The following is a 25,858-nucleotide window of genomic DNA, read 5'->3' on the forward strand; positions in this document are numbered from 1 at the left end:
CCCTGGACTCAGCCCTCACCCCCGAGCCTGAAGACCCGGCGGGCCGTACCGCCGAGGAAGTCGTCGCGGGCCTCGGCGGTCAGGCCGAGCTCATCGACCTGGGCGAGGGCGCGGTCGTGGGAGAGCTGCGGCCAGTTCGTCCCGAACATCACCTTGCCCCTGCCGTAGGTGTTCATGAAGTGCACCAGCTGCGGCGGGTAGTAGCGCGGCAGGTAGGCCGAGGTGTCGATGAAGACGTTGTCGTGCTTCCACGCGACGCCGATCATCTCGTCGGTCCACGGGTGCCCGATGTGACCGCCGACGATCACCAGCTCGGGCAGGTCCAGCGCGATCCTGTCCAGGTACGGCACCGGCCGGCCCGTCTCCGACGGCTTCAGCGGCCCCGTGTGCCCCACCTGGGTGCAGAAGGGGACGCCGAGCTCGACGCAGGTGGTGTAGAGCGGGTAGTAGAGCCGGTGGTCAGGCGGGAGCTCCCACAGCCACGGCACCATCCGCAGCCCGACGAACCCCAGTTCCTCCACCGCGCGGCGCAGCTCCGCCACGGCCGCGACGGGATGGGCCAGGTTCACCGCCGCGAGCCCGGCGAACCGGCTGGGATAGGCCGCGGTGAAGGTGGCGACGTCGTCGTTGCTGATCACCCACCCGCCCGGCCGGTGCCACGCCGACAGCAGGAGCACGTCGACCCCGGCCGCGTCCATGAGTGCGACGAGCTCGCCGGGGGTGACGGGCTTGTCGATCAGGTCGGCGCTCCCCGACTTCTCGAACAGCCGCCTGATCTCCGGCATGGGCAGCCTGCCGGGCCGTCCACCCATGGTGGGTTGCGCCCAGACATCGATAATCACCATCTCACCCTCTCCCGCGCCGCCTGGATGATCAATGCAGACAGGCGAAAGATCGTGCAGGAGCGCTCAACGATGCTCCCAACACCCGCCGCCCCGCCCCCGACCTCGCCTGCCTGGCCACAGGCCCCACCCGCGCGGCCGACGTCGGCCTCGTGATCGTCGGGGGCCGGCGCCCTGCTAGTCTGCTGCGGCACGCGCGAGACGAGGGAGGTTGATGAATATGGCTGCCCACGAGCCTCTTCGTCATGCCCTTGTCCGGGCCGCCATCCGATGAGCGAGCGGCCCGGGTCCTTCCCAAGACCAGGAGTCTTCGCGTGTCCTCATTTCACCCGTCCGGCCTCGACCTGATCACCGACCGCCTCGTCCTGCGGCCGTGGTCGCCCGCCGAGATCACCGCCGTCCTGGAAGGCCCCCGGCCCGCGCACTGGGCCGAGGACTTCCCCGCCGAGGGCGACCGCGTCATCGCCGGCTTCGTCGCCGAGCACCCGGACGCCTCCGGCGAGTACGGCCAGCGCCAGATCGTCGAGCGGGAGACCGGCCTCGTGGTCGGCGCGATCGGCCTGTTCTGGCCGCCGAGCGACGGCGCTCTCGAGATCGGCTACGGCGTCGTGCCCTCCAGGCGGGGGCGCGGCTACGCCACCGAGGCCACCCGCGCCCTGGTGGAGTTCGCCTTCACCGCGCCAGGCGTGCGCACCGTGCGCGCCGGCGTGGAGCTGTCGAACCCCGGCTCGGCGCGCGTGCTGGAGAAGGCGGGGCTGCGGCTGCTGAGCCGTGACGCCACGCTCGCCCACTACGCCACCACGGTGACCGGCTAGTCCCAGAAAGGACCGGCGGCATCGCGCCGCCGGTCCTCGAAGGGTGGCGCGCGAGATCGCCGGGCTCAGGCCCTGGCGGTCCCGAGCGCCTCGGTGAAGCGGCTGTACCGGCCGAGCTCCTCCTTCACCGGCTCCAGCACCAGGTCCTCCCCCACGTGCGCCACGCCCGACCGCAGCGCCTTGGCCACGCGCCTGGCCCTGCGCCTGCCGCCCAGCTTCGCGGCCAGTCTGGAGAGCAGCGCGATCAACAGGCCCGCGATCGCCCCGCCGATCAGCAGGACGGTCGGCCACGGCAGCTCGCCGACCGTCGGCAGCCTGGGCTCGGGCAGCCTCAGGTAGGTCAGCGCGAACAGCACGCCGAGCCAGACCGCGCCCAGCACCGTCGCCGCGAACACCAGCCACTGCAGCCCTCCGACGGCCGCCCACCAGCGCGGCCTGCGGGCCGCGCCGAGCGAGACGGTGGCCACCACCTTGTCGAGCGCCGCCGCCAGGTCCGCTTCGCGGGACCTGGCCGCCCGCCGTACGGCGGCGGCCCACGGGGCGGGCAGGTCGCGCGCGGACGCCTCGCCCACGTCCCTGATGGCCGTCTCCATGCGCGCCCGCTGCACGGCCGACGCCTCGGGCAGCGAGCTCCTGCCGACCAGCTCGCCCTTCGCGCCGCTCCCGAGGCCGAGCCTGCGCAGCGGGTCGGGCCTGAACCTGCGCATCCACCTGGTCATCGGCCAGCCGGTCGCGGCCACCGCCCGGTGCGTGTGGGCCCTGGCGACCGCCTCCACCACCAGCGGCACACCCGCCGCCTCGGCGAGCGCCGTCGTGAGCCGCCTCTCATCCGGTACGGCGCAGCCCACCGCCCCCGCCCCGCCGCAGGCGGCCAGCCGCGCGGCGGCGGTGGACACGTCGGCCGACAGACGGGCAGCCCACGACGCCCGTTCGGCGACGCGCTCCTCCAGCAGCCCGCGCAGCGCGGCCAGTCCCTCGCCGGTCCGCGCCGAGGCGCCCACCACGGGCACGCCGTGCAGGCCGTCCTCGTCGAGCAGGCGGCGCAGGTCGGCCAGGCAGCGTTCGACCGAGCCCGACGGCAGCCTGTCGATCTGGTTGAGCACGACCACCATCACCTCGCCGTGCTCGGACAGCGGGCGCAGGTAACGCTCGTGGAGGGCGGCGTCGGCGTACTTCTGCGGGTCGACCACCCACACCAGCAGGTCGACCAGCTCGACGAGCCGGTCCACCTCCAGCCGGTGGCTCAGCTCGATGGAGTCGTGGTCGGGCAGGTCGAGCAGGACCAACCCTTGGGGATCGCCGGTGACCTCGTGGCGATGGGGCACCTCCAGCCAGTCGAGCAGCGGGCCGGCGCCCGTGCCGTCCCACAGCGCTGCCTGGGCGGTGGAGGTGGTCGGCCTGGTGACGCCGACCCTGGCCAGCTCGCCTCCGGCCAGCGCGTTGAACAGCGACGACTTGCCGCTGCCCGTCGCGCCCGCGAGCGCGGCCACCGTGTGGTCGACCGAGAGGCTGCGCCGTGCCCCTGCCCGCTCGGCCACCTCCAGGGCCGCCGCGACCGGCTCGGGAGGGAGCCTGCCCTCCGCCAGCTCGGCCGCCTCCAGCAGGCCGGCCAGCCGGTCGTCCAGCGAGGGGCCCTCCTTGCGCCGCAACAGCTTCACGCCTCCTCCCCCGCACCGGGTTCCGGCCGGTTCCGCTCGCCTGTCTCGCCCGAGGGCAGCTCGGCCTTGTGGTCGCGGACCGCCTCCGCCGCCTTGACCAGCTCGGCCGCCATGTCCTCCGGCACCGCGACCTCCTCCAGCAGCGCCGTGAACCTGGCCGCCTCCGCGTCCAGCAGCTTCTGCACCCTGGCTCGCAGGTCCTCCCTCGCCTTGGCCGTCAGCGTGCGCACCGCCTGGTCTCCGAAGATCGCCTCCAGAACCTTCTGCGACAGCACCGACGTGCCGCCCGCGATGCCGATCTCCACGCCCGTCAGCCCGCCGGTGGAGGCGAAGACGGCGAGCATCAGCAGCAGCCCCGCCCCGTTGATGCCGAAGGAGGCCACCCTCGCGGTGGTGCGCTTCTCCTCACCTTCCGCCCTGACGAGGTCGAGGACGTAGTTCTGCCATCCGCGCACCACGTCGTCGTAGTCGATGCCCGACGAGGCGCGCCCCAGCCTGGCCGCCGCGACCGCCCCCGCCTTGTTCAGGAGGTCCATGCCGCCGGGCGCCGCCGTCCAGCCGTCGAGCGCCCGCTCGGCCGCGCCGTCCGCCGCGCCCCTGATCAGCGAGGCGACCCCGCTCTCCAGCGCCACCCGCAGCCTGACCTGCGGCGCCTGCCCGCCGGTGAAGAAGGCCGACAGCCGGTCACGCAGCCAGCCGATGCGGGATTCGAGCGAGCGCATGAGGTCGCCGGTCCCGATGAAGTCCTGCCATCTCGCCATCACCTCCCCGCGCAGCAGCGAGCCGTCCCTCATGCCCTCGTCGAAGTCGGCCATCCCGCCCGAGTAGGCGGCGGAGACGATCTCGGCCAGCCGTTCGGCGCCCTTGCGCTGCTGGGCGACGGCGGACGCCAGCGCGGGCACCCTGTTCGTGAGGCTGTCCAGCGCCCCCGCGAGCGTCTGCCGCACCACCCGCGCCCGTGCGGCCGAGGAGGCGGCGAGCCCGGACAGCCATTCAGTGATCGGCCGCACGGCGTCGGGGTGCAGGCGCCCCTTCTCGCTCAGCAGCACCGCCTCCTGCACGGTGAACAGCGGCGTGCCCGCGAGGCCGTTGACCTCCAGCAGGCGGGCCAGGTCGGCGGAGACGGGCTCGACCGCGTCGGGCGGCACCCTGTCGAGGATGATCGCGAGGGCGGTGCTCCGTTCGCGCGCCGAGCGCAGGAAGCTCCACGGAACCTCGTCGGCGTAGCGGGCCGCGGTGGTGACGAACAGCCACAGGTCGGCCGCCGCGAGCAGCTGCGACGCCAGCTCCCTGTTCGCGGTCACCACCGAGTCGATGTCGGGCGCGTCGAGCAGCGCCAGGCCCTGCGGCAGCGAGGGCACCGTCACCACCCGCAGCGTTCCCGGATCACCCGAGGACCCCGTCACCCGCGGCAGCCCCGGCAGGACCTCCAGGGACATGAACCAGGGCGTGTCGGCGGCGCTGACGGCCAGCGTCGGCGCCAGCGTGGTGGGCCGCAGCACGCCAGGCTCGGAGACGTCGGCCCCCACCAGCGAGTTGACCAGCGTCGACTTGCCGGCGCCCGTGGACCCCCCGACCACGGCCAGCAGCGGCGCGTCGATCGCCAGCAGCCTGGGCAGCAGGTAGTCGTCCAGCTGTCCCCTCAGCTCGCGCAGCGCCCGCCTGTCGGCCTCCACCTCGCCGATGGCCAGGGGGAACAGGTCGGCGGAGAGCAGGCGCCGCAGAGAACGCAACGCCTCGAGGAGGTCCATGCAACCACGCTAGTCATTGGAATCGCCCGTGTCGGACCGCCACGGCGGATATTTGTGGCACATCTTCCTCACGAGTCCGGCGGTGGCTCCCTGAGCACATACCCGACGCTCCGCAGCGTGTGGATGAGCCGTGGCTGCACGTCGTCGACCTTGCGCCGCAGGTACGACACGTACGACTCGACCACTCCCGCGTCGCCGCCGAAGTCGTAGTTCCACACGTGATCGAGGATCTGCGCCTTGGACAGCACCCTGCCCGCGTTGGCCATGAAGTAGTGCAGCAGCTTGTACTCCGTCGGCGACAGGTGCACCTGCCGCCCGCCACGCCACACCTCGCGCTCGGTCTCGTCCAGCACCAGATCGGCCACCTGCAGGCGGGCGCCGCCCACTTCCCCCCTGGTACGGCGGAGCACCGCCTGCACCCTGGCCAGCACCTCCTCCAGGCTGAACGGCTTGGTCACGTAGTCGGAGCCGAGCCCGAGCCCGGTCAGCTTGTCGTCGACCGCGTCCCGCGCGGTCAGGAAGAGCACGGGCGCGTCCAGCCGCTTGGCCACCTCGAACCCGTCCAGGTCGGGCAACATCACGTCGAGCACCACGAGATGGGGCCTGGCCCGCTCGGCGATCTCCACGGCCTCCAGGCCGTCGGCGGCGGTCAGCACCTCGAAGCCGGAGAAGCGCAGGCTGGCGGAGAGCAGGTCGCGGATGCTCGGCTCGTCGTCCACCACCAGGATCAACGCCTCAGGTGTGTTCACATCCGCCAGGGTGCCGCAGCAGGCTGAGGAAAAGCTGAAGGGTTACTCAGGAGCGAGTGGGAGTTCTACCCTGAACGTCGCGCCCTCGCCCGGCACGCTGCGGACGACCACGCTGCCGCCGTGCGCCTCCATGAGCGCCTCGACGATCGCCAGGCCGAGGCCGCTGCCCCTGTCGTCCTCCGACCTGCGGGCGCGGGCCGAGTCGGCGCGGTAGAAGCGCTCGAAGACCCTTTCGGCCTGCTCCGGGGTGAGCCCTGGCCCCTTGTCGACCACTTCGAGGAACACCGTGGCGCCGGTGGCGCCGACCCTGATCGTGACGGGCGTGTCCTGGGGTGTGTGGGTGAGCGCGTTGGACATGAGGTTGCCGACGACCTGGCGCAGCCGTACCTCGTCGCCGGAGACGATGAGGGCGGCGCCGCCGACGACCTCCAGCGAGATGCCGCGGTCGGGGGCCAGGAAGCGGGCGTCGTGGACGGCGTCGGCGGCCAGCGCGAGCATGTCGACGGGCCGCGTCTGCAGCGGGCGCTGCTGGTCCACTCTGGCCAGCAGCAGCAGGTCGTCGACCAGCAGGCTCATCCTGCCCGCCGCGCGCTCGACGCGGCCGAGCATCTCGGCGGGGTCGGCCTCGGGGTTCTGCCTGGCGTACTCGGCGAAGCCGCGGATCGTGGTCAGCGGCGTGCGCAGCTCGTGCGCGGCGTCGGCGACGAAGCGCCGCATCCGCTCCTCGGACCTGCTGGCCGCCTTCTCCGACGCGGTCCGCGCCGCGAACGCCGCCTCGATCTGGGCGAGCATGCCGTTGAGCGCGCGGGCGAGCCGTCCCACCTCGGTGCGCGGGTCGCCGTCCGGCACCCTTCTGCCGAGCTCGCCGCCCGCGATGGCCTCCGCCGTACGCTCGATCTCGGCCAGCGGGCGCATGCTCTTGCGCACGGTCGTGATGCCCACGACGGTCAGGATCAGCATGATGCCGCCGCCGCCGAGCAGCTCGATGAGCGCGAGCCTGCGGGTGATCTGCGTGACCTCGTCCAGGTCCATGGCGATCAGCACGGTGACGTTCTCCGGCCCGCGCGCCTGCTGCAACCGCCACTCCCCGTCGCCCGAGACGGCGGGGACGGTCGTGGGCACGACAGGCGGCGGCATGGGCACGACCGGCGGCGGCCGGTGGTCGGCGTCGAGGCCGCTGACCCACGTACCGCCCGCGTTGACGATCGCGTCGGGCTCCAGGACGAGGTTCTTCAGCCCTGGAGCGCCCTTGTGCTGGACCCGGATGAGCGCCCTGGCCGCCACCACGGAGATCTGCGTGTCGACCCTGTCGATGAGGTAGTTGTGCAGGACCGAGACGCTCAGCACGCCGATGAAGGTGAGCCCGAACGCCAGCAACAGGAGGGTCGCGGCGATGAGCCTGATCCTGAGGGTCATGGCTCGGGAGGGCTGCGCAGCACGTAACCCACGCCGCGCAGCGTGTGGATGAGCCGCGGCTCCTTGTTGTCGATCTTGCGGCGGAGCACGGACACGTACGACTCGACGATGCCCACCTCGCCCCTGAAGTCGTAGTCCCAGACGTGGTCGAGGATCTGCGGCTTGGACAGCACCCTGCCCGCGTTTGCCATGAGGTAGCGCAGGAGCTTGAACTCCGTCGGCGACAGCGACACGGCTCTGCCGCCCCTCCACACCTCGTGGCTCTCCTCGTCCAGCTCGATGTCGGCGAACGTCAGCCGAGGCGGCGGCGCCTGCGGATCTCCCGAGGTACGGCGGAGCACCGCGCGGATCCTGGCCACCACCTCCTCCAGGCTGAACGGCTTGGTGACGTAGTCGTCGCCGCCGATCGTGAGCCCGCGGATCTTGTCCTCCGTCTCGTCACGAGCCGTGAGGAACACCACCGGCGTGCCCTGCCCGCTGCTGCGCAGCCGCCGCACGACCTCGAACCCGTCCAGGTCAGGCAGCATCACGTCGAGCACGACGAGGTCGGGGCGGTGCCGCTGCACGGCGGTCACCGCGTCGAGTCCGTTCTTCGCGGTGGACACGTCGAAACCCGCGAACCTCAGGCTCGCGGCGAGTAGTTCGAGGATGTTCGGCTCGTCCTCGACGATCAGCAGGCGTGCTTCCACGGCGTCCATAGTGGCCATCACATCTAAGAATGCCCTTAACGGGCGAGTGCTGGGACAATCCCCGCGATATGCCTTGCTATCGCGAGGCTGGAGGTGGCGGCCGGAGAGGGCGCGTTGCGCACCAAAGCGATCCGCCCGTGGAGGTCGATCACGAAGTCGTCGACCATGCCGCCGTCCCGGGCCACCGCCTGGGCCCGCACGCCTCCCTCGGTCGGTTCGAGGTCGGCGGCGGTGATCGAGGGGACGTAGCGCCTGGCGGCCCTGACGAACGCGCCCTTGACGGCCGAACCGTACAGCTCCCTGAGGCCGGTGCGCCAGTGCCTGCGCGCCAGCCTGCGGGTGCCCTCCCAGGTCAGCAGCGCGCGCACGTCGCCGAGCACCGCGTTGGGCCCGACCAGCACCTCGCCGTCGATCCGCCTGGTCAGGTGAACGCCGAGGAAGGGGTAGCGCGGGTCGGGCACCGGGTAGATCAGGCCGCGCACGAGGTCCTTCGCCGATCCGGCCAGCGCGTAGTACTCGCCCTTGAACGGCACGATCCGCACCTCGCCCCGCTCACCCGCCATCCTGGCGACGGCGTCGGTGCCGAGGCCGGCGCAGGCCACGACGCTGTCGAAGGCGAACCTCCTGCGGCCCGCCAGCACCTCCACCTTGCTCGCGCTCTCGCGGATCGCCCTCACCGGGTGGGCCAGCCGTACCGAACCGCCCAGCTCGGCCACGTCACGCGCGAGCCTGCGCGCGACGGCGGGGAAGTCGGCGATCGCGGTGTGCGGCGAGTGGACGGCGGCGACGCCGACCGCGTGCGGCTCGACCTCGCGCAGGCCGAGCGCGTCGAGCTCGGCGATCCCCGGCACCCCGTTGGCCCTCGCCCGCTCGGCGAGGGCGCGCAGCGCGGGCCGCTCGGCCGCGGTGGAGGCGACCACCAGCTTGCCCACCTCCTCGTACGGCAGGCCGTGCTCGGCGCAGTACTCCCGCAGCAGCGCCACACCCTCCCTGCACAGGGTCGCCTTGAGCGAGCCCGGCGGGTAATAGATGCCCGCGTGCACGACCCCGCTGTTGTGGCCCGTCTGGTGGGCTCCGACCCTGTTCTCCCCCTCCAGGACGGTCACCTCGGCGCCCCTGGTGCGCGCGAGCTCCCGGGCGACGGCCAAGCCGACGATGCCCGCCCCGATGACGCCGATCCGCTCTGTCATGAGGTCAAGTGTCCTTCGGCGATGAGCCACCTCACGGTGTCCTCGATGGTGTTCTCCACAGGTCTCAGTGTGATCCCCAGCTCGCGCAGCGTCGGGACGTCGTCGGTGGGGACGAGCGTCAGCATGAAGTCGGCGGCGTCGCGGGTCAGCGGGTAGTCGATGGGGACGACGCGTTTCAGCACGTCGAGCGTGGAGCCCAGCGTCCTCAGCAGTGCGCCTGGCACCCTGAACCGCCGCGCCCGCCGTCCCGTGACGTCCTCGCAGACCGCCGCCACCTGCTCCCAAGTCAGGAAGTGTCCGCCTAGAAGATAGCGGCGAGCGCCCTTGCCCGGGGTGAAACACCGGGCGAGAGCGAGGGCCAGGTCGCGCACGTCGAGCACGCTCACCCCGCCGGGCACGATCGGCCAGCCCTGCCGCAGCCCCGCTCTGAAGCCCTCGTTGAGCGCGTCGAGCGTGGGCTGACCCGGGCCTGCGACGCCGCCGGGGTAGACGATCGTCACGCCTTCGAGGTCTCTGGCGTAGCGCTCGCCGTACAGCTTGGTCATGCCGTACGCGTTGCGCGGCTTGGCCAGCGGGCTGTCCACGGTGATGACCGGCTCACTCGGCGGTACGAACACCGCGACGGTGGACAGGTGCACGACCGGGTCGAGACCCAGGTCCACGGCCTGCGCGAGCACGTTCTTCAGGCCGCGGACGTTCGCGCCGTGCAGGTCGACGTCGTGTCCCGTCAGACCCATGTCCGCGGCCGCGTGCAGGACGGCGTCACACTGCTCCAGAGCCTTGCGTACGGCTTCCGCGTCCCTGATGTCCGCCTCGTAGAGGACGCCAGGGACCTTGAACACCTTCCTCGCCTTTTCCGGGTTTCTCACCAGAAGGAGGCATTCATGGCCCGCCTCCCGCAACGCGGCGACCGCGTGGGAACCGATGAAGCCCGACGCACCCGTCACCAACACGCGCATGGCCAGGAAGCTAGCGCTTGGATGTTTCCCACCTCAATCGAACACGTGTACGATGAGATCGTGTACGTGCCTCCGGAATGGCCGTCCGAGGTCCGCACACCCGACGTTCCCGACTGGGAGACGTCCGCGGTGGCGTGGCTGCTCGACGCCGTCCCGCCCGACTACCGCGCCTACGAGGTGCTCCGCCGCCATCCGCTCGCGCTGGCCAGGATGGCGATCCACCACGTCCGCTCGGCCGTCGAGGCCGCCCGCGCCGGATACCGGACGGCGGCCGTCGAGCTGAAGGGTCAGCTCCCGCCGCACGCGATCGAGGCCGTGCTCGACACCTACCGCCGAGAGGGCCCCAGGCTCGTCGCGCTGGGCCGCTCGATCGAGGTCGTCGAGCGGGCCCTGCGCGGCGAAGGATTCACCGCAACCTTGCGACGGCGTCCCTGAGCCTGCGCACGTCACGCTTGCGCGCCTCGTAGGTCGCGCCCACCACGACGAGCAGTAGGCCGCCGAGCGCCATCGGCACCCACCTCGGCACGACGCCGAACAGGTCGGCGATCCACGGCGCCAGCTCCCGCACCGCCACCACCGCCACCGTGATCCCGCCCATGACGGTCGGCGCCTGCAACCGCCACCTGGCCCCCGCCAGCGTCACGACCAGCGCAGCCGCCCCCAGGAGCAGCGCCCGGAGCGGCGTGGCCTCCTGCACCAGGCTCGGCCCGAACGCCAACGCCAGACCGGGCGCGTACACCGGCCACGAGGACAGATCCCTCCCCCTCGCCCGCCACCACCCGACGACCAGCAGGAGCAGCGCGAACGGCAGCGTGTACGCCTCCACGACCCGCACGCCGAACGACGCCGCCACCGCGACCGCTTCGCCCGCCACGAGCACTCCCGCCAACACCATCCACCAGAACCGCACCTCCCCCGCCCCCGCACTCCCGGTCAACCCGCCCGCCGGACCACCGGCAGCCCCGGGTCGCACCGTCCAGGGGAGGCCCGTGAGCGTCGCACCACCCGCAGCCCCGGGTCGTGCGGTCCAGAAAAGTCCCGCGAGCGCCGCGATGGCGGCCAGCGCGGGCAGCACGACCAACGTCGCCGTCTCCACCGCCAGCGCCCACCCGAGCGCCAACGACCCGAGCCACAGCGCGGCCCCCGTGCTCGCCCACCGGGTCGCCGCTCCCCCACGCCCCCCGGCCGCCAGCCCCGCCGCGAGCGCCGCCGCCACGACCAGCACGACCAGCAGCGCCAGGTACGGCACCCGCACCGCCACCGGTACCGCAGCGACCACGACCGCACCCACCAGCACCCCGAACGCGGGCCGGGTCGCCAACGCGAGCACCGCCCCCGCCACACCCACCACGACCAGCGCCAACGGCCTGCCCCCCGTGAACGCCGGCGCGCCGCTCCACGCCTCGAACACCCGCAGGTACGCCCCCAGCGTCCCCACCAGCACGTCCCCGACGACCAGCAGCGCCACCGCCGCCATCACAACCGCCGTCACCCGCCCGACCAGCCCCGCCCACGAGTCACCCGGCCGGACGCTTCCGGATCCCACAGAAGATGCCGGGCCCGTCGGCGCGGGAGTCGGCGAGACGGCGCGCGTGCCGTACCAGCCGAGCAGTGCCAGCGCCGCGCCCACCGCGAGCCCGGTCGCCGCCGCGTCCCGGGGAAGGGCGCCGAGCCCGTCCAGCGCCGCCCACACCAGCCCCGTCCCCGCGAAGGACGCCCCCACCAGCGCCGCAGGCCTCCGGTACAGCGCACCCCACGCCACCAGCAACGCCCCCAGCACCGCGTACACCATCGGCCGCTGACCCACCGACCACAGCACCGCGAGCCCGCCCGAGACCCCTGCCAGCCACGCCCAAGGCGCGGACCCGAACCGCACCACGGCGAACGTGCATCCCAGCGCCACGATCAGCTGTACGCCAACCGCTACGGTGTACGGCAAGCCGTACGCCACCGGCGCCACCAACACCGCCGCTACCGCGAACACCGATGCCGCCCACCGCGCCCTGCCCACGATCAACGGCAGAGTCGCCAGCAGGGCGGAAACGACGGGGGCCGCGCGCAGCATGAGGGGCGTCCCGTCCCAGAACTCGTCGGCCATCACGGGCGCGTCCAGCATGGCGATCAGCGTTTGCGGCAGCACTGGGAACCCGCTGACCAGCGCGAGACCCGCCCCCGCGTAGGTGTACGACGTGCGGAGCCGTACGGGAAGCAGCCTGGCCACCGCCGTCACCGCCAACGCGGCCACGATGTACGGCACCACCCGCCATTCGTCGGGCAGCAACCCGAACACGAACCCGCCCGCCGCCACGACCAGCGCCGTCGCCGACCCAAGAGACGCAGCAGCCCTGCCGACCACACCCCCCGACCCGACAGACCCCGCACTCCCGCCCACGACGCCCGACCCGACAGACCGCGCACCGCCGCCGTCCACGAACCCCCCGGACCCGAGAGACGCGGCGCCCGCCTCATCCGTCGACCTGAACGCGACATACCCGCCGACCGCGGCCAGGACGACCAGCGCCGCCGCGTGCCACGCCCCGTGGAAGCCGAACGAGGCGAGCCCCGCCCACAGCAGCGCGATCGTCCCCGTGAAGGCGAGGCAGACGGTCGCCGTCACCCGAAGACCCCGGTCGCGCGAGGCGAAGGTCCAGATGGCGGCGTCCAGCACCACTGTTGCGGCCAGCGCGGCACTCGACCAGCCGTAGCCCTCGCCGACGGACAGCAACGGCAGGGGCATCTGCATCAGCACGACCGCGAGCGGCAGCGGCACCTTCAGCGGCAACACCCTGCCGTAGACGGCGGCGGTCACGGCCACCACCACGAGCGTGGCCGCCGCGTAGTCCCATCCGTCCAGGCCGTCGACCAGCCCGACCCTGCGCGCCGCGTACCCGTCGAGCAGCATCAACGCCAGCCCGAGCACGCCGATGGTCTCCGCGGTCGCGTTGAGCCCGCGTTTGAGCAGCAGCGCCGGTACGGCCAGCGTCACCCCCGTCAGTCCCGCCAGGATCGCGGCCCTGCCACCGATGCCGAGGTGCCCCCAGCTCACGACCGTGAACACGATCGCGGCCACGGCCAGCATCAGGCCGCCGAGGATGAGCAGCACGTTCTGCGCCGTCCTCTTCGACACCTCCCCCCGCCCGGCCTCGCCGGGCCCACCAGCAGTCCCGACGCCCACAGGCGTCCCATCGGGCCCGACATCGGACCTGGGCGGTGCCTGGACACCCGAGGGCACGGATCCACCGTCCGCCGCCCCCGGGGGACCCCCTGCTGGGCCCGCACCGGGCGGGACGCTCGTCTCAGACCGTGCACCTGCTGGTCCTTCGACAGCGCCAGGCGCGGCGGCCCCCTCGTCGGGAGCCGATGGCACGCCCTGCCGTACCGCCTGACCCAGGAAGCGGGCGCGGTCGGCGCGCAGGAGCGAGAGCAGATGCTCCCGACGCCCCTTCAGCTCCACCTCGCGCGCCCTGAGCCCCGCCAGCGCCCCGTCGACCTGCCAGAGCTCCACCGCCACAGGCCCCGCCAGCGGCAACGCGCACCGAGGACAGGCGGCCACGGGCCCGGTGATGAGAAGCCCACAATCGGGACAGTTCACGTGCATGCCGAGAACAATGCCGCAACCACTTGATGATCGCTTGCGTGCGGATACTCAGATGGAGCTGAGCATCCCGACTCAGCGCGTCTTCTTCGCGATGACCGTGATCACCCCCGTGGCCCCCAGCGCCACCGCCAGCCACACCAGGATGTCCCGCCCAGTGATCCCACCACGAGGGTTCGCCTTCTCCGCACCCGCTGCGGGCGTGACCTCCTCCTCCGACGACGCCTTCTTCCCTGACGCGACCCTCTCCTTGGGCCGTGCCGACGAGGAGGGCAGCGCCTTGGCGGGCAGCGGCACGCGGTAGACCGGGCTGTTGGCCCCCTCGCTCCCCGTCAGCAACGCCTTGCCGTCCCTGGTGTACGCGATCGACTCCGCCTGGTCCAGCGCGGGCATCGACACCTTCGCCACCTGCTCGTCGAGTGCGCTGAACACCGTCGCGGAGAAGTAGGTACGGATGACGAAGCTCGACCCGTCGGGCGCGTAGGCCGCGTCCGTCGCCATGATCGGCGCGGAGCCCACCCTACGCAGGATGTTCGTCTTGTTCGTCCGCAACCGCCTGGGCGCCTCGTAGATCCCCCCGGCGAACTGCTTGGTCACCACGAACAGCTGACCGGTCTTCGGGTTGACCATGATGCCTTCGGCGTTGTGCCCGCCGTCCTCGTACTTGAAGCGGTAACGCACCGCAGGCAGGGTGGCGTCGCGCAGGGTGGAGGGCTCCGGCACCTTGTAGATCGAGATGTCGGGCCACGCGCCGTCGAAGTTGTCGCCGATGTCGGCGAGCCACAACACCCCTCGCCCCGTCACGGGGTCCTTGACGGCGGCCATCGCCTCCCAGTCCCGCGCCTCCGCGCCCCGCAGGGTGAAGGTCGCCTTGGTCTTCCCGTCGTCGCCCAGCGCGTAGAGGATCGGCCCGGCGTTGCTGTCGTTGTGGGTGTAGACGACACCGTCCTTGGTCGGCGAGAGCGCCAGCCCGCTCGACTCGGTGATCCTCGGGTCGGAGATCTTGAACGCGACCTTCTCCCGCTCACCCCGAGCGGGCGTCGACGAGGGCCCACCCCGCGCGGGCCCGACACCGGCACGCGCCAACGAGCCCACCTCCGCGAGCGCGGCACCCGCCCGAACCGAGGCGACGGACGCGGGAGCAGCGGGCGCCGAACCAGCGGATGTCGAATCAACGCGCGTCGAATCAGCGTGCGTCGAGACGGCGAAGACAGGAGCCACCGGCGGCACGATCGCCACCACGAGCCCAGCAAACGTGCGAACCAGGACTTCCCCCATTCGCCCATCATGCCCCAGCGATGACCATCCCTACCCGAGCGCTGTGCCGGAAGAAACCGCCGCCCTGCAGGATCGCCAGGAGGACGTTGTTGGCCAGCATGGCCGTCCACAGTCCCGCCAGGCCCCAAGCCTCCACGACCGGCCCCGCCGCCACGGCCAGCAGACCCCAGCCGATGGCGAGGAAGCACAGGCTCAGGCTCGACCTCTTCATCGCGGTCAGGGCGAAGCCCATCACCGCCGACGCCCCCTCCGCCAGCGTCGACGCGAGCGTGATCACCATCACGGCCGACACCTGCGCGCGTACCGCCGCGTCGCCCGTGAAGGAGCGGATGAGCGGGCCGTCGAAGGCCAGCACCAGGAGCGCGCCGCCCAGCCCCCCGCAGACGGCCAGGGTGAGGGCCACGCGGGCGGCGTGCCGTCTGCCGGGGCCTCCTCCTGCACGGGCGATCTCCGGCACCGCCGCCTGGGCCACGGCGAGTGCGGGCACCATCAGGAACCCGGTCAGCGAGTAGAGGATCGCGTGCGCCGCCGACCCCGTGACCCCGGTTCTGGCCGCCGCGTAGGCCATCACGCCCAGCCCGCCGAACTTGATCAGCATCGTCCCCGACAGCGGCAGACTGACCCTGGCGATCGTCCTGATCTCCCTGAAGCGCGGACGTCCTCTGCCGACCGCCCGTCCGAGCGCCCGGCGCAGGGCGCGGTTCGCCACGGCCGCGCCGGTGACTGAGGAGCACAGGAAGGCCAGCCCGGCACCGGTCAACCCCCACCACGGCACCAGCAGCGGCACCAGGACCACGATCACCGACGTGGCCGCGATGCTCGCCCACAGCACCTTCCCGCTGTGGCCGAGCGCGACGAGCACGGTGTTCACGCCGCCGTTGGCGGCGGTGACGAGCAGGGAGCAGGCCAGTGCGTACGGCAGGACGCCGAACCCCTCCACCCTGGCCCCGCTCACGACGGCGATGAGGGGAGCGGAGGCAACGACGATCGCGCCTGCCGTACCGATGAGGAGGGCCAGCCAGCGGGCGTCGCGCAGGACGGGGAGCGCGGCGGTGGGGTCGTCGCGGTGCGGGGCGACGAAGGGCGCGAGCCCGCGCAGACCGCCGATGACGGCCATGGAGGCGGGGTGGTGGACGGCCATGGTCAGGGCGAACGCGGCCAGGGCGGACGTGTCGTGGCGGCCCAGCACGGAGGTGACGACGAGGGAGCCGGCCAGCCCGGTGACGGAGGACAGGAGGAGCGGAAGCGCGGCGGTCGCGATGGTGCGATGCATGAAACGCACAATCCCGAGGCGATCAGCACCTCGGGACTGATGATCATCATACCCGTAGGGTCTCCCTGCCGACCCCGGCAAGGAAAACGGGTGCGGGGCTGGCCTGGAGTGGGCTCCAGGTTCTTAGGGTGGGTCTCATGGAATACGTGAACCTTGGACGCAGTGGCCTCAAGGTCAGCCCGCTCTGTCTCGGCACGATGAACTTCGGTCCGCAAACCACGGAGGAAGACTCCTTCGCGATCATGGACAGGGCCCACGAGCTGGGTCTCAACTTCTTCGACACCGCCGACGTGTACGGCTGGAAGATCGGCGAAGGCGTCACCGAGAGCATCGTCGGCCGCTGGTTCGCCCAGGGCGGCGGCCGCAGGGAGCGGACGGTCATCGCCACGAAGTTCCACGGCAAGATGGGCGAGTGGCCGAACGAGAGCATGCAGTCCGCCCTGCACATCCGCAGGGCCTGCGATGCCTCGCTCAAGCGGCTCCAGACCGACTACATCGACATCCTCCAGGCGCACCACATCGGCAGGGAGACCCCGTTCGACGAGTTCTGGGAGGCGATCGAGGTCCTCCGCCAGCAAGGCAAGATCATCTACGCCGGCTCGTCGAACTACGCGGGCTGGCACATCGCCAAGGCGCAGGAGACGGCCGCGAGGCGCAACACGTTCGGCCTCGTCAGTGAGCAGAGCCACTACAACCTGCTCACCCGCGCGGTCGAGCTGGAGGTGCTGCCCGCGTGCGAGGACTACGGCCTCGGCGTCATCCCGTGGAGCCCGCTGGCGGGCGGTCTGCTCGGCGGCGTGCTCCGTAAGATCGACAAGGGTCGCTCGGCCGCCGAGCACATGGTCAAGGAGCTGGACAAGCACCGCGACAAGATCGAGCAGTACGAGGCGTTCTGCGACGAGCTCGGCGAGGACCCCGCGCACGTCGGCCTCGCCTGGCTGCTGACCAGGCCCGCAGTGGTCGCGCCGATCATCGGCCCGCGCACGATGGAGCAGCTCGAAGGCACCATGCGGACGCTGGAGATCACGCTCGACGACAAGGCCCTCGCCCGTCTCGACGAGATCTTCCCTGGCCACAAGACCGCGCCCGAGGACTACGCCTGGTGACGCGCTAGATCGGGGGTTCGAGTGGCGCCTCGTCGGCCGGAATCCGCCTGCGGCTCCTCCGGCCGACGAACCAGTACCCGAAACCGCCGAACACGATGCCCGTCACGCAGGTCCAGATCCACCACGCGTGGTCAGGCCCTGGCCGTACGATCAGCAGCACGACCAGCCCGACCGCCCACAGCGCGGTCCCGCCGAGCACCGCCGCCCTGTCGTTGGTCTCGAGCGGCTCCGGATCCGGACGCCATGCCTGCTTCACGTCAGCCAGCCTAGTCGACGTGCCGTTTCGCGCGATATGGCGGCAAATCCGTCTCGATAAGGTCGCGAAGTCTTTCCGCAGGTGGCATGCCCTGCCACTCTTCGCGCGTGAAAGACACCCTTATCCCTCCCGCATCAGGGCTTGACCGATTCTTCTCCATCACCGCGCGGGGCTCGACCGTGTCCCGCGAGGTGCGCGGCGGCTTGGCCACGTTCTTCACGATGGCCTACATCGTCGTGCTCAACCCGATCATCATCGCGACCGTCAAGGACGCCGACGGCCAGTTCATCGGCGACGGCCTGGTCGCTAACGTCCCGCTGGTCGCCTCGGGCACCGCGTTCGTGGCGGGCCTGCTGTCGATCCTCATGGGCGTGGTCGGCAGGGTGCCGTTCGCGATGGCGGCGGGCCTCGGCCTCAACGCGTTCGTGACGTACGGCATCGCCTCCCAGATGTCGTGGGAAGCGGCGATGGGCCTGGTCTTCCTGGAGGGCGTCATCATCGGCATCCTCGTGCTGACCGGGTTCCGCGTGGCGGTGTTCAACGCCATCCCCGTCCAGTTGAAGACCGCGATCAGCGTCGGCATCGGCCTGTTCATCGCGCTGATCGGCTTCGTGGACGCCGGTTTCGTCCGCCGCGTCGCCGCGGGACCTCCGCTGGAGATGGGCATCTCGGGCGCGCTGTCCTCGTGGCCGCTGTTCGTCTTCATCCTCGGTCTGCTGGCCACGGCCGTGCTCGTGGCGCGCAAGGTGAAGGGCGCCATCCTCATCGGCATCGTCGGCACCACCGTGCTGGCGGTGATCGTCGAAGCGCTGACCAAGTCGGGCCAGGCGTCCAAGACGAACCCCTCAGGCTGGCAGCTGAACGTGCCGGCCCTGCCCAAGGACGTCTTCGGCTTCCACAACCCGCTCACCCTGTTCACCGAGTTCGACCCGTTCGGCGCGTTCAGCCAGGTTTCGGTGATCCTGGCGATCCTGTTCGTCTTCACCCTGCTCGTCACCGACTTCTTCGACACCATGGGCACCATCGTGGGCGTCGGCCGCCAGGCGGACCTGGTCGACGAGAACGGCCAGCTGCCGCGCACCCGCGAGATCCTGCTGGTCGACTCCATCGGCGCGGCGGCGGGCGGCGCGGGCTCGGTCTCGTCGAACACGACCTACATCGAGTCGGCCTCCGGCGTGGCCGAGGGCGCGAGGACCGGTCTGGCCAGCGTGGTCACCGGCGCGCTGTTCCTGCTGTCGATGCTGGTCGCACCGCTGGTCGTCGTCGTTCCTTACGAGGCCGCCGCGCCCGCGCTCGTCGTGGTCGGCTTCATGATGATGACGGCGGTCAGGGAGATCGACTGGCTCGACTTCGACATCGCGATCCCGGCGTTCCTGACGATCGTGCTCATGCCGTTCACCTACTCGATCTCGAACGGCATCGGCGCGGGCTTCGTCAGCTACGTGCTGATCCAGGCGGTCAGGGGCAGGAGCCGCGACGTCCACCCGCTGCTGTGGGTGGTCGCGGGACTGTTCGTGGTGTACTTCGCGCTCGGCCCGATCAGGAGCCTGCTGGGCGTGTGACGTTCCTGGCCGGCTCGGCCACCTCCACCCCGGAGGACAGGCCGAGCCGGCCCGGCGCTCCCTCTCCGCCGAGAGCGCGTCGACGGCCGCCCCCAGGCCGAACCAGGCCCGCCGCGACCCAGAATAGGTAGTGCACGGCGAGCTGTATCAATGGGTGAGACGAGACGGCCGGAGGGAATAGCGTGGGACCGCATATAGTTAGCAAGGGTAATGAGACGTGCTAATGAATCCCCCTCACAAGATCGACCTGCGCAGCGACGCAGGCCTGGCTTCAGCCCTGCGCGTATCCCTGGCGCGGCTGACCAGGCGACTCCGACGACAGGCGGCGGCGCACAGCCTGACACCCACGCAGTTCGCGACGCTCGCCGCCGTGGAACGGCATTCAGGGATAACCCCCGGCGAATTGGCCGAGCTCGAGAAGGTGCAACCGCCCTCGATGACTCGGGTGATCGCCGCGCTCGAGGATCGCGGATTGGTCGCGCGATCACCGCACCCGACCGACCGGCGGCAGGTGACCGTGGCGGTGACCGACTCCGCCAAGGCGCTGCTGAAGGAGGAGCGCCGGCTGAAGGAAGCGTGGCTGACGCAGCGCTTGAAGGAGCTGACACCCGAGGAGCGGGCAGTGCTCCGGCAGGCGGCGCCGATTCTGGAGAAGCTCAGCAAGATATAGAGCCTGACGAACCCAGGACCGGGATGTTCCGGTCTCTCAAGGTTCACAACTACCGGCTGTTCGCAGCCGGTGGCGTCGTCTCCAACGTCGGCACCTGGATGCAACGCACCGCCCAGGACTGGCTGGTGCTCGACCTCACTCACGGCAGCGCGGCGGCCCTCGGCACCACGACCGCGCTGCAGTTCCTCCCGCAGCTGATGTTCGGGCTGTTCGGCGGCGTGCTCGCCGACCGCTACCCCAAGCGCCCCGTCCTGCTGGTCGCCCAGTCGCTGATGGCGATGCTGGCGCTGACGATGGGCGTCCTGACCGTCACGGGCTCGGCCCAGGTCTGGCATGTCTACACGATGGCCTTCCTGCTCGGCATCATCTCCTGCGTGGAGGTGCCGACCCGGCAGGCGTTCGTGGTCGAGATGGTCGGCCGTGAGGACCTGCCCAACGCGATCGCGCTGAACGCCTCGATCTTCAACCTGGCCCGGGTGGTCGGCCCCGCGCTCGCGGGCGTGCTCATGTACGCCATCGGCACCGGCCCGATCTTCCTGCTGAACGCGCTGACCTTCGGCGGCGTCATCTCGAGCCTGCTGCTCATGCGCAAGGCGGAGCTGAACCCCGCCGAGCTCGTCCCGAAGGCGAAGGGCCAGCTGCGCGAGGGCCTGCGCTACGTCGTGGAGCGCTCGGAGCTGCTGCTGCCGATCCTGGTGATCGCGTTCATGGCGATGTTCACGCAGTCGTTCTCGATGTCGATCGCGCTCATGGCCCGCCAGGTCTTCGGCCAGGGAGCCTCGTCGTTCGGCGTGGCCTCCAGCGCCTTCGCGATCGGCGCGCTCGCCGGCGCCCTGCTGGCGGCCCGTCGCGCCCGCCCGACCCGCAAGCTGCTCGTCGCGGGCGCCGTCGGGTTCGGCCTGTTCCAGGTGGTGGTGGGCCTGGCCCCGTTCTACCCGGTCTACCTCCTGCTGCTGGCCCCCACCGGCATCGCGCTGATCACCGTCAACACCGCGGCCAACTCGCTGGTCCAGATGTCCACCTCGCCCGACATGCGCGGCCGGGTCATGGGCATCTACGTGCTGGTCTTCACCGGCGGCGCCCCGGTCGGCGCCCCGCTGATCGGCTGGATCGCCGACCTCGGAGGACCGCGCGTCGGCGTCATGATCGGCGGAGTGCTCACGCTCGCGGGCACCGGCCTCGCCATCATGCTCACCCGCCTGATCGGCGCCCGCCGTACCCGTCCGGTGCTCGCCACCGCGTGATCGCCGGCGACGCATGACCTCAGCCCCGCCCGCCGGTCTAGGACCGCGGGCGGGACAATCGGTCATGTGAGACTGTTCGCCGCGATCATCCCTCCGCCCGAGATCCTCGACGAGGTGGCGGCCGCGCTGAGGCCCGTCACGGGGCTGGTAGAGGGGGTCCGCTGGCCCGACCGCGCCACCTGGCACCTCACGCTCGCCTTCTACGGGGAGGTGCCCGAGCGCGTCCTTCCCGATCTCCAGGTACGGCTGGCCCGCGCCGCCGCCCGCCACCCCGCCAAACACCTGGCCTTCACCGGCGCCGGCGCGTTCTCCAAACGCGTGCTCTGGCTGGGCCTCACCGGCGACCCTCTCGTACGGCTCGCCGCCTCCGCGAGCGCCGCGGGGAGGCGGGCGGGAGCCGTACAGGTCGATGACAAGCCCTTCCGCCCCCATCTCACGATCGCCCGCGCCAAGCACCCCACAGACCTGCGACCGCTGGTGGAGGCGCTGTCGTCGTTCGAGGGGTCGAGCTGGTCGGCCGATTCGGTCCATCTCGTCCGCAGCCATCTGGGGTCGTCGGTGAGGTACGAGTCACTCGGACATTGGGCGCTCGCACCCGATGAGCGGGGTTAGGCTGCACCGCGTGGACCGTCCTCGTTTCTGGCTTCTGCCGACCGTGCTGGGCTTGCTGCTGCTCATCGTCATCGTCGGCGCGGTGCTGACCTGACGGCGGCCGCGCCTCAGCCTCTCCTCCCCCAGATGCGGTGGGAGTCGGCCAGCGGGTAGTCCGCGTCGTGGGGCGTGACGTCCCAGATCCTGGTCCGGCGGCGCTCCGGCTCGAATCGCGGCCAGCCGGGATCGCCCGAGGTGGCGAAGGCGGCCCAGGCCGTACGTCAGGACAGGTCGGACTCCGCGAGCAGGAGCGGCACCGCCGAGGGGTCGCGCAGCAGGGCGGCCACGGCGAGCCGGTCGTTCCACTGCCCCGTCGCCCACGCCAGCCCGCGCGCCAGCCCGTCGACCCCGTCGCAGTGGACCATCCCGTCGAAGTAGCGCCAGGCGCACGGCATGCCGTCGACCAGCAGCTTCTCGTGCTCCACGTACACCTCGGGAGTCGACGGCAGCAGCGACTTCACCTCAGCCGGCACCGGCCGCTCCACGCCCGACGAAGTGACCTGCCCCGTCACCAGCTCGCCCGCCAGCGGCAGGTCGACCAGCTCCGACAGCGCCTCGGCCAGGTCGAAGGGCGCCAGCACCAGCGGCCGGTCGGTCACCAGCTGCAGCAGGTCGGGGGCCTCGACGACCACCGCGTCGTCGGCCGAGGCGATGACGATGTCACCGCCGAGGACGGCCCGCACGGCGGACGGCGGCGCCACCCGCGAGGGCTCGACGGCCGCCAGCGCCATCCACAGCGCCCGCAGCTGGGCTCTGTCGACGGTGACCGACGGGTCCGCCAGGAGCTCCAGGAGCTCCTCAGGCCCACCGTGAGAGGACAGGAGGTCGGACAGCGTCGTGCGTACCCCCAGCATCGCCAGCGCGCCGGCGTCGAGCGCTGAGGGCGCCTCCTCGTACAGCCCGGTCAGCAGCGGGTCGGCTCCGGGAAGGCGCAGCTCCACGGGCCGCCGCCCGTCGAGGACCCGGTGGGTGGACAGCCACCAGGCGGTGTAGGAGGGCACCTCGACGCCCTCGACGCGCAGCGGGAGCAGTGCGCCCCGCAGCGGCGGCCTGGTGATCAGCGCGAGCGCGGCCGGCCAGTCGGCGACCAGCTCCAGGTCGCGGATCGCGGTGAACTCGGGCACCACGGGCGGCACGTCCAGCGAGGGCAGCAGGTCGAGCACGAAGTCGAGCCAGGCGTCCTCCTCGTCGAGGTCGTGGTCGCACGAGTCGACGTCGAGCAGCACGTCGGAGTCGTTGACGACGGCGAACCCGTCGAGCACGCCGACCGCGGTGAGCACGCGCGCGTCGTAGGTGTCGGCTGCCGTGCCGAAGCCCGCGTCGTCGACGAGCAGCCCCGCCAGCGCGCCCGAGGGCAGCAGCAGCTCACCCGCCGGGTAGAGCGAGCCGTCGTCGCCGCGCAGCGCCAGCTCCGACAGCCACGGCTCCTCGCCCGCCGTCAGCCCCGCCGCGTCGACCAGGGACAGGACGGCCCGCGCCACGGCGTCGGGGTCGTCGCTCTCGAACGACTGCGACACCGCCGTCTTGGTCAGCGGGTCGTCGAGGACGGTGCGCGGCGTGGCCTCGAAGGCCCCGAGGCGCAGCAGCAGCGGATGCGCCGCGTCGGGGTGGACGATGCGCAGGCCGAGCGGCGCGAGGTCGAGCTGCGCGCTGAGGACGAGCGTGCCACGCGGCCCCCGCACGAGCCGCCCGTCGGCCAGCGGCACGGGCAGCGCGCCGAGCGCCTCGGGGTCGTCGCCCGGCAGCACCTCGTAGAGGGAGCGCCACCACGAGGCGTCACGCCCCTCGATCGCCTCGCCGGACAGCTGGTCGACCACCTCGGCCAGCTCCACCCTGCGCACGCCGAGCGCGGACAGCGCGGGATGACGCGACGGCCATCCGGCGGGCAGCAGGCCGGGGACGATCTCGGCCAGCACCGCGAGCAGCTCGCCCGAGCCGTGGACGGCGGACGCCTCCCTGCCCGAGACCACCCACCCGTCGGCGGACGGCTCGCGCACCGGGTGCTCGACCTGCCACGCGGCGTCGGGGTCGTAGAGCGCGGCGTCGTCGAACGAGGGCGAGCTCACCACGGGGGCGGGCGCCGACAGCGCGGGCAGCAGCGGCACGTCGGGCAGCAGGCGCAGGATCGCGCGGCGGATGCGGGCGTCGAGCTCGCCCTTGCCCATGAGCGCGGGCACCAGGTCGAGCAGCCGGGGAGTGCGCGGCAGCTCCTCGAGCAGCCTGACGTAGGTCTCGGCGACGCGCGCGATGAGGAAGTCGGTCAGCTTCCCCTTGGCGACGTGGCGCCTGTCGGTGGCCATCGGGAAGGAGGCGATGAGCAGCGCGGGCAGGTCGAGCGGCTCGTCGGAGGGCGTCGGCGCGTGGACGACCTGCGGCACGGGCAGCGGACCCGCCTCCAGCGGCACGGCCCAGCGCACCGACCAGTAGGGCCTGGCGCGTTCCTCGGTCGGCCGGTCGGCGAAGTAGGCCGCGACCTCCTCGGCGGAGAACTCGCCCGAGGCGGAGACGACGTGCCAGCCCGAGGGCTCGACCGTGCGGGTGACCCCGTCGACCGTGATCTCGATCGAGGTCAGCGCGGGCATGCCGAGCAGCAGCGCGGGGCTCGTCTCCTCGAGCATCCGCCGCACCGCCGCCACGGCCGAGGGGCGCAGCGGCAGCCGTACGGACGTCTCGAAACCGTCGGGCACCTCGATCGAGGCGGGGAACGGCAGCCGCAGCAGCGGCACGTGGCCCTCGCGGGAGACCAGCTCGGCGGCGAGCACGGGCTCGGCGGCCACCAGCTCCGTCGTCTCCTCGCGCGACCAGCGGACCGCTCCCGTCGAACGCGAGCCGATCGAGGGCTCGTCGCAGACGGACACGATCGCCGCGAACCCGACGCCGAAGCGCCCGGCCGCGCCCACCTGGTCGCGTTTGGCCGACACCCGCAGCGTCGACAGGCCCTCGACCCCCGCCGCGTCGAGCGGCGCGCCCGTGTTGGCGGCCGTGAGCACGCCGTCGCGCAGCTCCAGGCGCAGCACGCCCGGCACGCCCGCGCGCAGGGCGGCGTCGGCCGCGTTCTGCGCCAGCTCGACGATCAGACGGTCGCGGTAGCCGCCGAGGGCGAAGTCCTCTTCGGCGTTGGCGTCCTCCCGGAAGCGCGCGGGCGAGGCCTGCCAAGCCGTGAGTACGGCGGCGCGCATCCGGTCAGTGCCAAAGGTGTCCACGGGGCTAACTCCTAAAACGAGAGAGGGGCCACCGAAGGCTAGCGGTCCGTGCCGACAATCCTGATCAGGAGTGGCCGAGCTCCTCGGAGGCCGATTCGTCGACCGACCCCGACTCGTCCTCGATCAGGTCGTAACCCAGGTCGTCGAGGATCGGCGAGGCCTGCTCGACCGACGGCGGCATGACCGCGGCCTCGGAGTGGGCGCCGCAGCCGTGGTCGGCGGCGACGACCTTGCCGTCGTCGGGCGCGTACTCGTTGGCGCACACCCCGAACTCGCCCCGCAGGCCGCCCGCGAGCGGCCAGAAGAAGCCGCAGGTGGAGCACTGCGCGGGCGCGGCGTGGGCGATCGGCGTGTGCGGCCCGTGGTCGCCGGAGTGCCAGCGCTTGGCGGCGCGGTCCCTGCCGATGGCCGACAGCACCCTGGCCCTGCCGAGGCCGTACTCGAAGATCATCTGATGGTCGATCTCTTCGTCTGCCCCGCCGGTGAAGCCAGGGACGAGCCTGTCGTCGTCCTCGGAGGTGGGCAGCAGATCACCGACGCCCAGGTCGCCCGGCAGCAGCCGCTCGCTCCACGGCAGCCACGGCGGCGCGAGCATCGCCCCGGTTCCGGGCAGCAGGACGGCCTCGCTGACCGTGACGTTCTTGGCGCGGGAGGCGCGCGTCACGGTCACCGCCCATCGCCAGCCCCTGTAGGCCCGGTCGAGGCAGGCGAAATAATGTGTAACGATACGGTCGCCCTCGCCCTCGAACCCGAGGTGCTCACCGGGCTCGCCTGGTCTGGCGAGCCCTCGCGCGGCCTCCAGCGCGAGCTCGACGGCGGCGACACAGGCCTGATCAGGCGGGGAGACGCGGGTCCTGGTCCTGGTCAAAGGCCCGCTCCCGCCGCAAGGTGCTGTTCGCTCACACTCCATTCTCACCCATGGATGGACGTGCGAGCACCCGCGTCGGGTAA

Annotated in this window: 21 protein-coding genes; 7 read left to right on the top strand and 14 right to left on the bottom strand. The window is 71.8% G+C overall.

Annotation, left to right across the window (positions count from 1 at the left end):
* Positions 1-8 precede the first annotated feature (8 nt).
* The gene (locus tag AB0B45_RS16145; protein ID WP_358130906.1) at positions 9-845 is read right to left on the bottom strand and encodes an amidohydrolase family protein; all 837 of its coding nucleotides are present in this window, start codon (positions 843-845) and stop codon (positions 9-11) included.
* 311 nt (positions 846-1,156) lie between these two features.
* Between AB0B45_RS16145 and AB0B45_RS16150 the strand changes: the two genes are divergently transcribed.
* Complete coding sequence (locus tag AB0B45_RS16150; protein ID WP_358130909.1) at positions 1,157-1,657, top strand: GNAT family N-acetyltransferase; 501 nt, start codon at positions 1,157-1,159, stop codon at positions 1,655-1,657.
* A 65-nt stretch (positions 1,658-1,722) separates the two neighbouring features.
* Here AB0B45_RS16150 and AB0B45_RS16155 read toward each other — a convergent pair whose 3' ends face one another.
* The 7 genes from AB0B45_RS16155 to AB0B45_RS16185 form a co-directional block, all read right to left on the bottom strand.
* Positions 1,723-3,315, bottom strand: coding sequence for a YfjP family GTPase (locus AB0B45_RS16155; protein ID WP_358130912.1), 1,593 nt, complete (start codon positions 3,313-3,315; stop codon positions 1,723-1,725).
* Entirely contained in the window at positions 3,312-5,066 is a 1,755-nt protein-coding gene (locus tag AB0B45_RS16160; protein WP_358130915.1) for an ABC transporter, read from the bottom strand. Before AB0B45_RS16160 ends, AB0B45_RS16155 begins: the two co-directional genes overlap by 4 nt.
* 68 nt (positions 5,067-5,134) lie before the next feature.
* Entirely contained in the window at positions 5,135-5,815 is a 681-nt protein-coding gene (locus tag AB0B45_RS16165) for a response regulator transcription factor (protein WP_358130918.1), read from the bottom strand.
* A gap of 42 nt (positions 5,816-5,857) precedes the next feature.
* Positions 5,858-7,231: a HAMP domain-containing sensor histidine kinase gene (locus AB0B45_RS16170; RefSeq protein WP_358130920.1), complete on the bottom strand. Its 1,374-nt coding sequence runs from the start codon at positions 7,229-7,231 to the stop codon at positions 5,858-5,860.
* Positions 7,228-7,938 (bottom strand): response regulator transcription factor, encoded by a 711-nt coding sequence (locus tag AB0B45_RS16175; RefSeq protein WP_358130922.1) that lies wholly within the window; start codon positions 7,936-7,938, stop codon positions 7,228-7,230. The genes AB0B45_RS16170 and AB0B45_RS16175 overlap by 4 nt, the downstream gene beginning before the upstream one ends.
* Positions 7,939-7,955: 17 nt before the next feature.
* Positions 7,956-9,110: an L-2-hydroxyglutarate oxidase gene (lhgO, locus tag AB0B45_RS16180; protein WP_358130925.1), complete on the bottom strand. Its 1,155-nt coding sequence runs from the start codon at positions 9,108-9,110 to the stop codon at positions 7,956-7,958.
* Positions 9,107-10,069 carry an NAD-dependent epimerase/dehydratase family protein gene (locus tag AB0B45_RS16185; RefSeq protein WP_358130927.1) on the bottom strand — a complete coding sequence of 321 codons (963 nt, stop codon included), beginning with the start codon at positions 10,067-10,069 and terminating at the stop codon, positions 9,107-9,109. Before AB0B45_RS16185 ends, lhgO begins: the two co-directional genes overlap by 4 nt.
* A gap of 60 nt (positions 10,070-10,129) precedes the next feature.
* Between AB0B45_RS16185 and AB0B45_RS16190 the strand changes: the two genes are divergently transcribed.
* Positions 10,130-10,504, top strand: a complete 375-nt coding sequence (locus AB0B45_RS16190) for a hypothetical protein (RefSeq protein ID WP_358130930.1) — start codon at positions 10,130-10,132, stop codon at positions 10,502-10,504.
* Here the strand turns inward: AB0B45_RS16190 and AB0B45_RS16195 are convergent.
* The 3 genes from AB0B45_RS16195 to AB0B45_RS16205 form a co-directional block, all read right to left on the bottom strand.
* Positions 10,476-13,622, bottom strand: coding sequence for a hypothetical protein (locus tag AB0B45_RS16195; RefSeq protein ID WP_358130933.1), 3,147 nt, complete (start codon positions 13,620-13,622; stop codon positions 10,476-10,478). The genes AB0B45_RS16190 and AB0B45_RS16195 overlap by 29 nt on opposite strands.
* 117 nt (positions 13,623-13,739) lie before the next feature.
* A complete protein-coding gene (locus AB0B45_RS16200; protein ID WP_358130935.1) occupies positions 13,740-14,750 on the bottom strand; it encodes a hypothetical protein in 1,011 nt (336 codons plus the stop codon).
* A 199-nt stretch (positions 14,751-14,949) separates the two neighbouring features.
* A complete protein-coding gene (locus AB0B45_RS16205; protein WP_358130938.1) occupies positions 14,950-16,215 on the bottom strand; it encodes an MATE family efflux transporter in 1,266 nt (421 codons plus the stop codon).
* 137 nt (positions 16,216-16,352) lie between these two features.
* Here AB0B45_RS16205 and AB0B45_RS16210 point away from each other — a divergent pair, with 137 nt between their 5' ends.
* A complete protein-coding gene (locus AB0B45_RS16210; protein ID WP_358130941.1) occupies positions 16,353-17,321 on the top strand; it encodes an aldo/keto reductase in 969 nt (322 codons plus the stop codon).
* 4 nt (positions 17,322-17,325) lie between these two features.
* On the opposite strand, the gene AB0B45_RS16215 is transcribed toward AB0B45_RS16210, so the two are convergent.
* Positions 17,326-17,577: a DUF2530 domain-containing protein gene (locus AB0B45_RS16215; protein WP_358130944.1), complete on the bottom strand. Its 252-nt coding sequence runs from the start codon at positions 17,575-17,577 to the stop codon at positions 17,326-17,328.
* A gap of 107 nt (positions 17,578-17,684) precedes the next feature.
* Here AB0B45_RS16215 and AB0B45_RS16220 point away from each other — a divergent pair, with 107 nt between their 5' ends.
* The 4 genes from AB0B45_RS16220 to thpR all read left to right on the top strand — a co-directional run bounded on the left by AB0B45_RS16220 (position 17,685) and on the right by thpR (position 21,665).
* Positions 17,685-19,139 carry an NCS2 family permease gene (locus AB0B45_RS16220; RefSeq protein ID WP_358130947.1) on the top strand — a complete coding sequence of 485 codons (1,455 nt, stop codon included), beginning with the start codon at positions 17,685-17,687 and terminating at the stop codon, positions 19,137-19,139.
* 223 nt (positions 19,140-19,362) lie between these two features.
* Positions 19,363-19,809, top strand: a complete 447-nt coding sequence (locus AB0B45_RS16225) for a MarR family transcriptional regulator (RefSeq protein WP_358130950.1) — start codon at positions 19,363-19,365, stop codon at positions 19,807-19,809.
* Positions 19,810-19,832: 23 nt separating this feature from the next.
* The gene (locus AB0B45_RS16230; RefSeq protein WP_358130953.1) at positions 19,833-21,053 is read left to right on the top strand and encodes an MFS transporter; all 1,221 of its coding nucleotides are present in this window, start codon (positions 19,833-19,835) and stop codon (positions 21,051-21,053) included.
* A gap of 66 nt (positions 21,054-21,119) precedes the next feature.
* Positions 21,120-21,665, top strand: coding sequence for an RNA 2',3'-cyclic phosphodiesterase (gene thpR, locus AB0B45_RS16235; protein WP_358130955.1), 546 nt, complete (start codon positions 21,120-21,122; stop codon positions 21,663-21,665).
* A 260-nt stretch (positions 21,666-21,925) separates the two neighbouring features.
* Here thpR and AB0B45_RS16240 read toward each other — a convergent pair whose 3' ends face one another.
* Complete coding sequence (locus AB0B45_RS16240) at positions 21,926-24,883, bottom strand: hypothetical protein (RefSeq protein ID WP_358131090.1); 2,958 nt, start codon at positions 24,881-24,883, stop codon at positions 21,926-21,928.
* An 88-nt stretch (positions 24,884-24,971) separates the two neighbouring features.
* Positions 24,972-25,775 (bottom strand): DUF3027 domain-containing protein, encoded by an 804-nt coding sequence (locus tag AB0B45_RS16245; protein ID WP_358130958.1) that lies wholly within the window; start codon positions 25,773-25,775, stop codon positions 24,972-24,974.
* Positions 25,776-25,858: the final 83 nt, after the last annotated feature.

This window comes from Nonomuraea sp. NPDC049152 (assembly GCF_040648355.1).
Taxonomy (GTDB): Bacteria; Actinomycetota; Actinomycetes; order Streptosporangiales; family Streptosporangiaceae; genus Nonomuraea.

Bases quoted from the DNA above. Each gene is read 5' to 3' on its own strand.
- AB0B45_RS16240 (WP_358131090.1), bottom strand. From the start codon at position 24,883: ATGCGCGCCGCCGTACTCACGGCTTGGCAGGCCTCGCCCGCGCGCTTC.
- AB0B45_RS16205 (WP_358130938.1), bottom strand. From the start codon at position 16,215: ATGCATCGCACCATCGCGACCGCCGCGCTTCCGCTCCTCCTGTCCTCC.
- AB0B45_RS16175 (WP_358130922.1), bottom strand. From the start codon at position 7,938: ATGGCCACTATGGACGCCGTGGAAGCACGCCTGCTGATCGTCGAGGAC.
- AB0B45_RS16225 (WP_358130950.1), top strand. From the start codon at position 19,363: ATGAATCCCCCTCACAAGATCGACCTGCGCAGCGACGCAGGCCTGGCT.
- AB0B45_RS16170 (WP_358130920.1), bottom strand. From the start codon at position 7,231: ATGACCCTCAGGATCAGGCTCATCGCCGCGACCCTCCTGTTGCTGGCG.
- AB0B45_RS16145 (WP_358130906.1), bottom strand. From the start codon at position 845: ATGGTGATTATCGATGTCTGGGCGCAACCCACCATGGGTGGACGGCCC.
- AB0B45_RS16230 (WP_358130953.1), top strand. From the start codon at position 19,833: ATGTTCCGGTCTCTCAAGGTTCACAACTACCGGCTGTTCGCAGCCGGT.
- AB0B45_RS16160 (WP_358130915.1), bottom strand. From the start codon at position 5,066: ATGGACCTCCTCGAGGCGTTGCGTTCTCTGCGGCGCCTGCTCTCCGCC.
- AB0B45_RS16185 (WP_358130927.1), bottom strand. From the start codon at position 10,069: ATGCGCGTGTTGGTGACGGGTGCGTCGGGCTTCATCGGTTCCCACGCG.
- AB0B45_RS16210 (WP_358130941.1), top strand. From the start codon at position 16,353: ATGGAATACGTGAACCTTGGACGCAGTGGCCTCAAGGTCAGCCCGCTC.
- lhgO (WP_358130925.1), bottom strand. From the start codon at position 9,110: ATGACAGAGCGGATCGGCGTCATCGGGGCGGGCATCGTCGGCTTGGCC.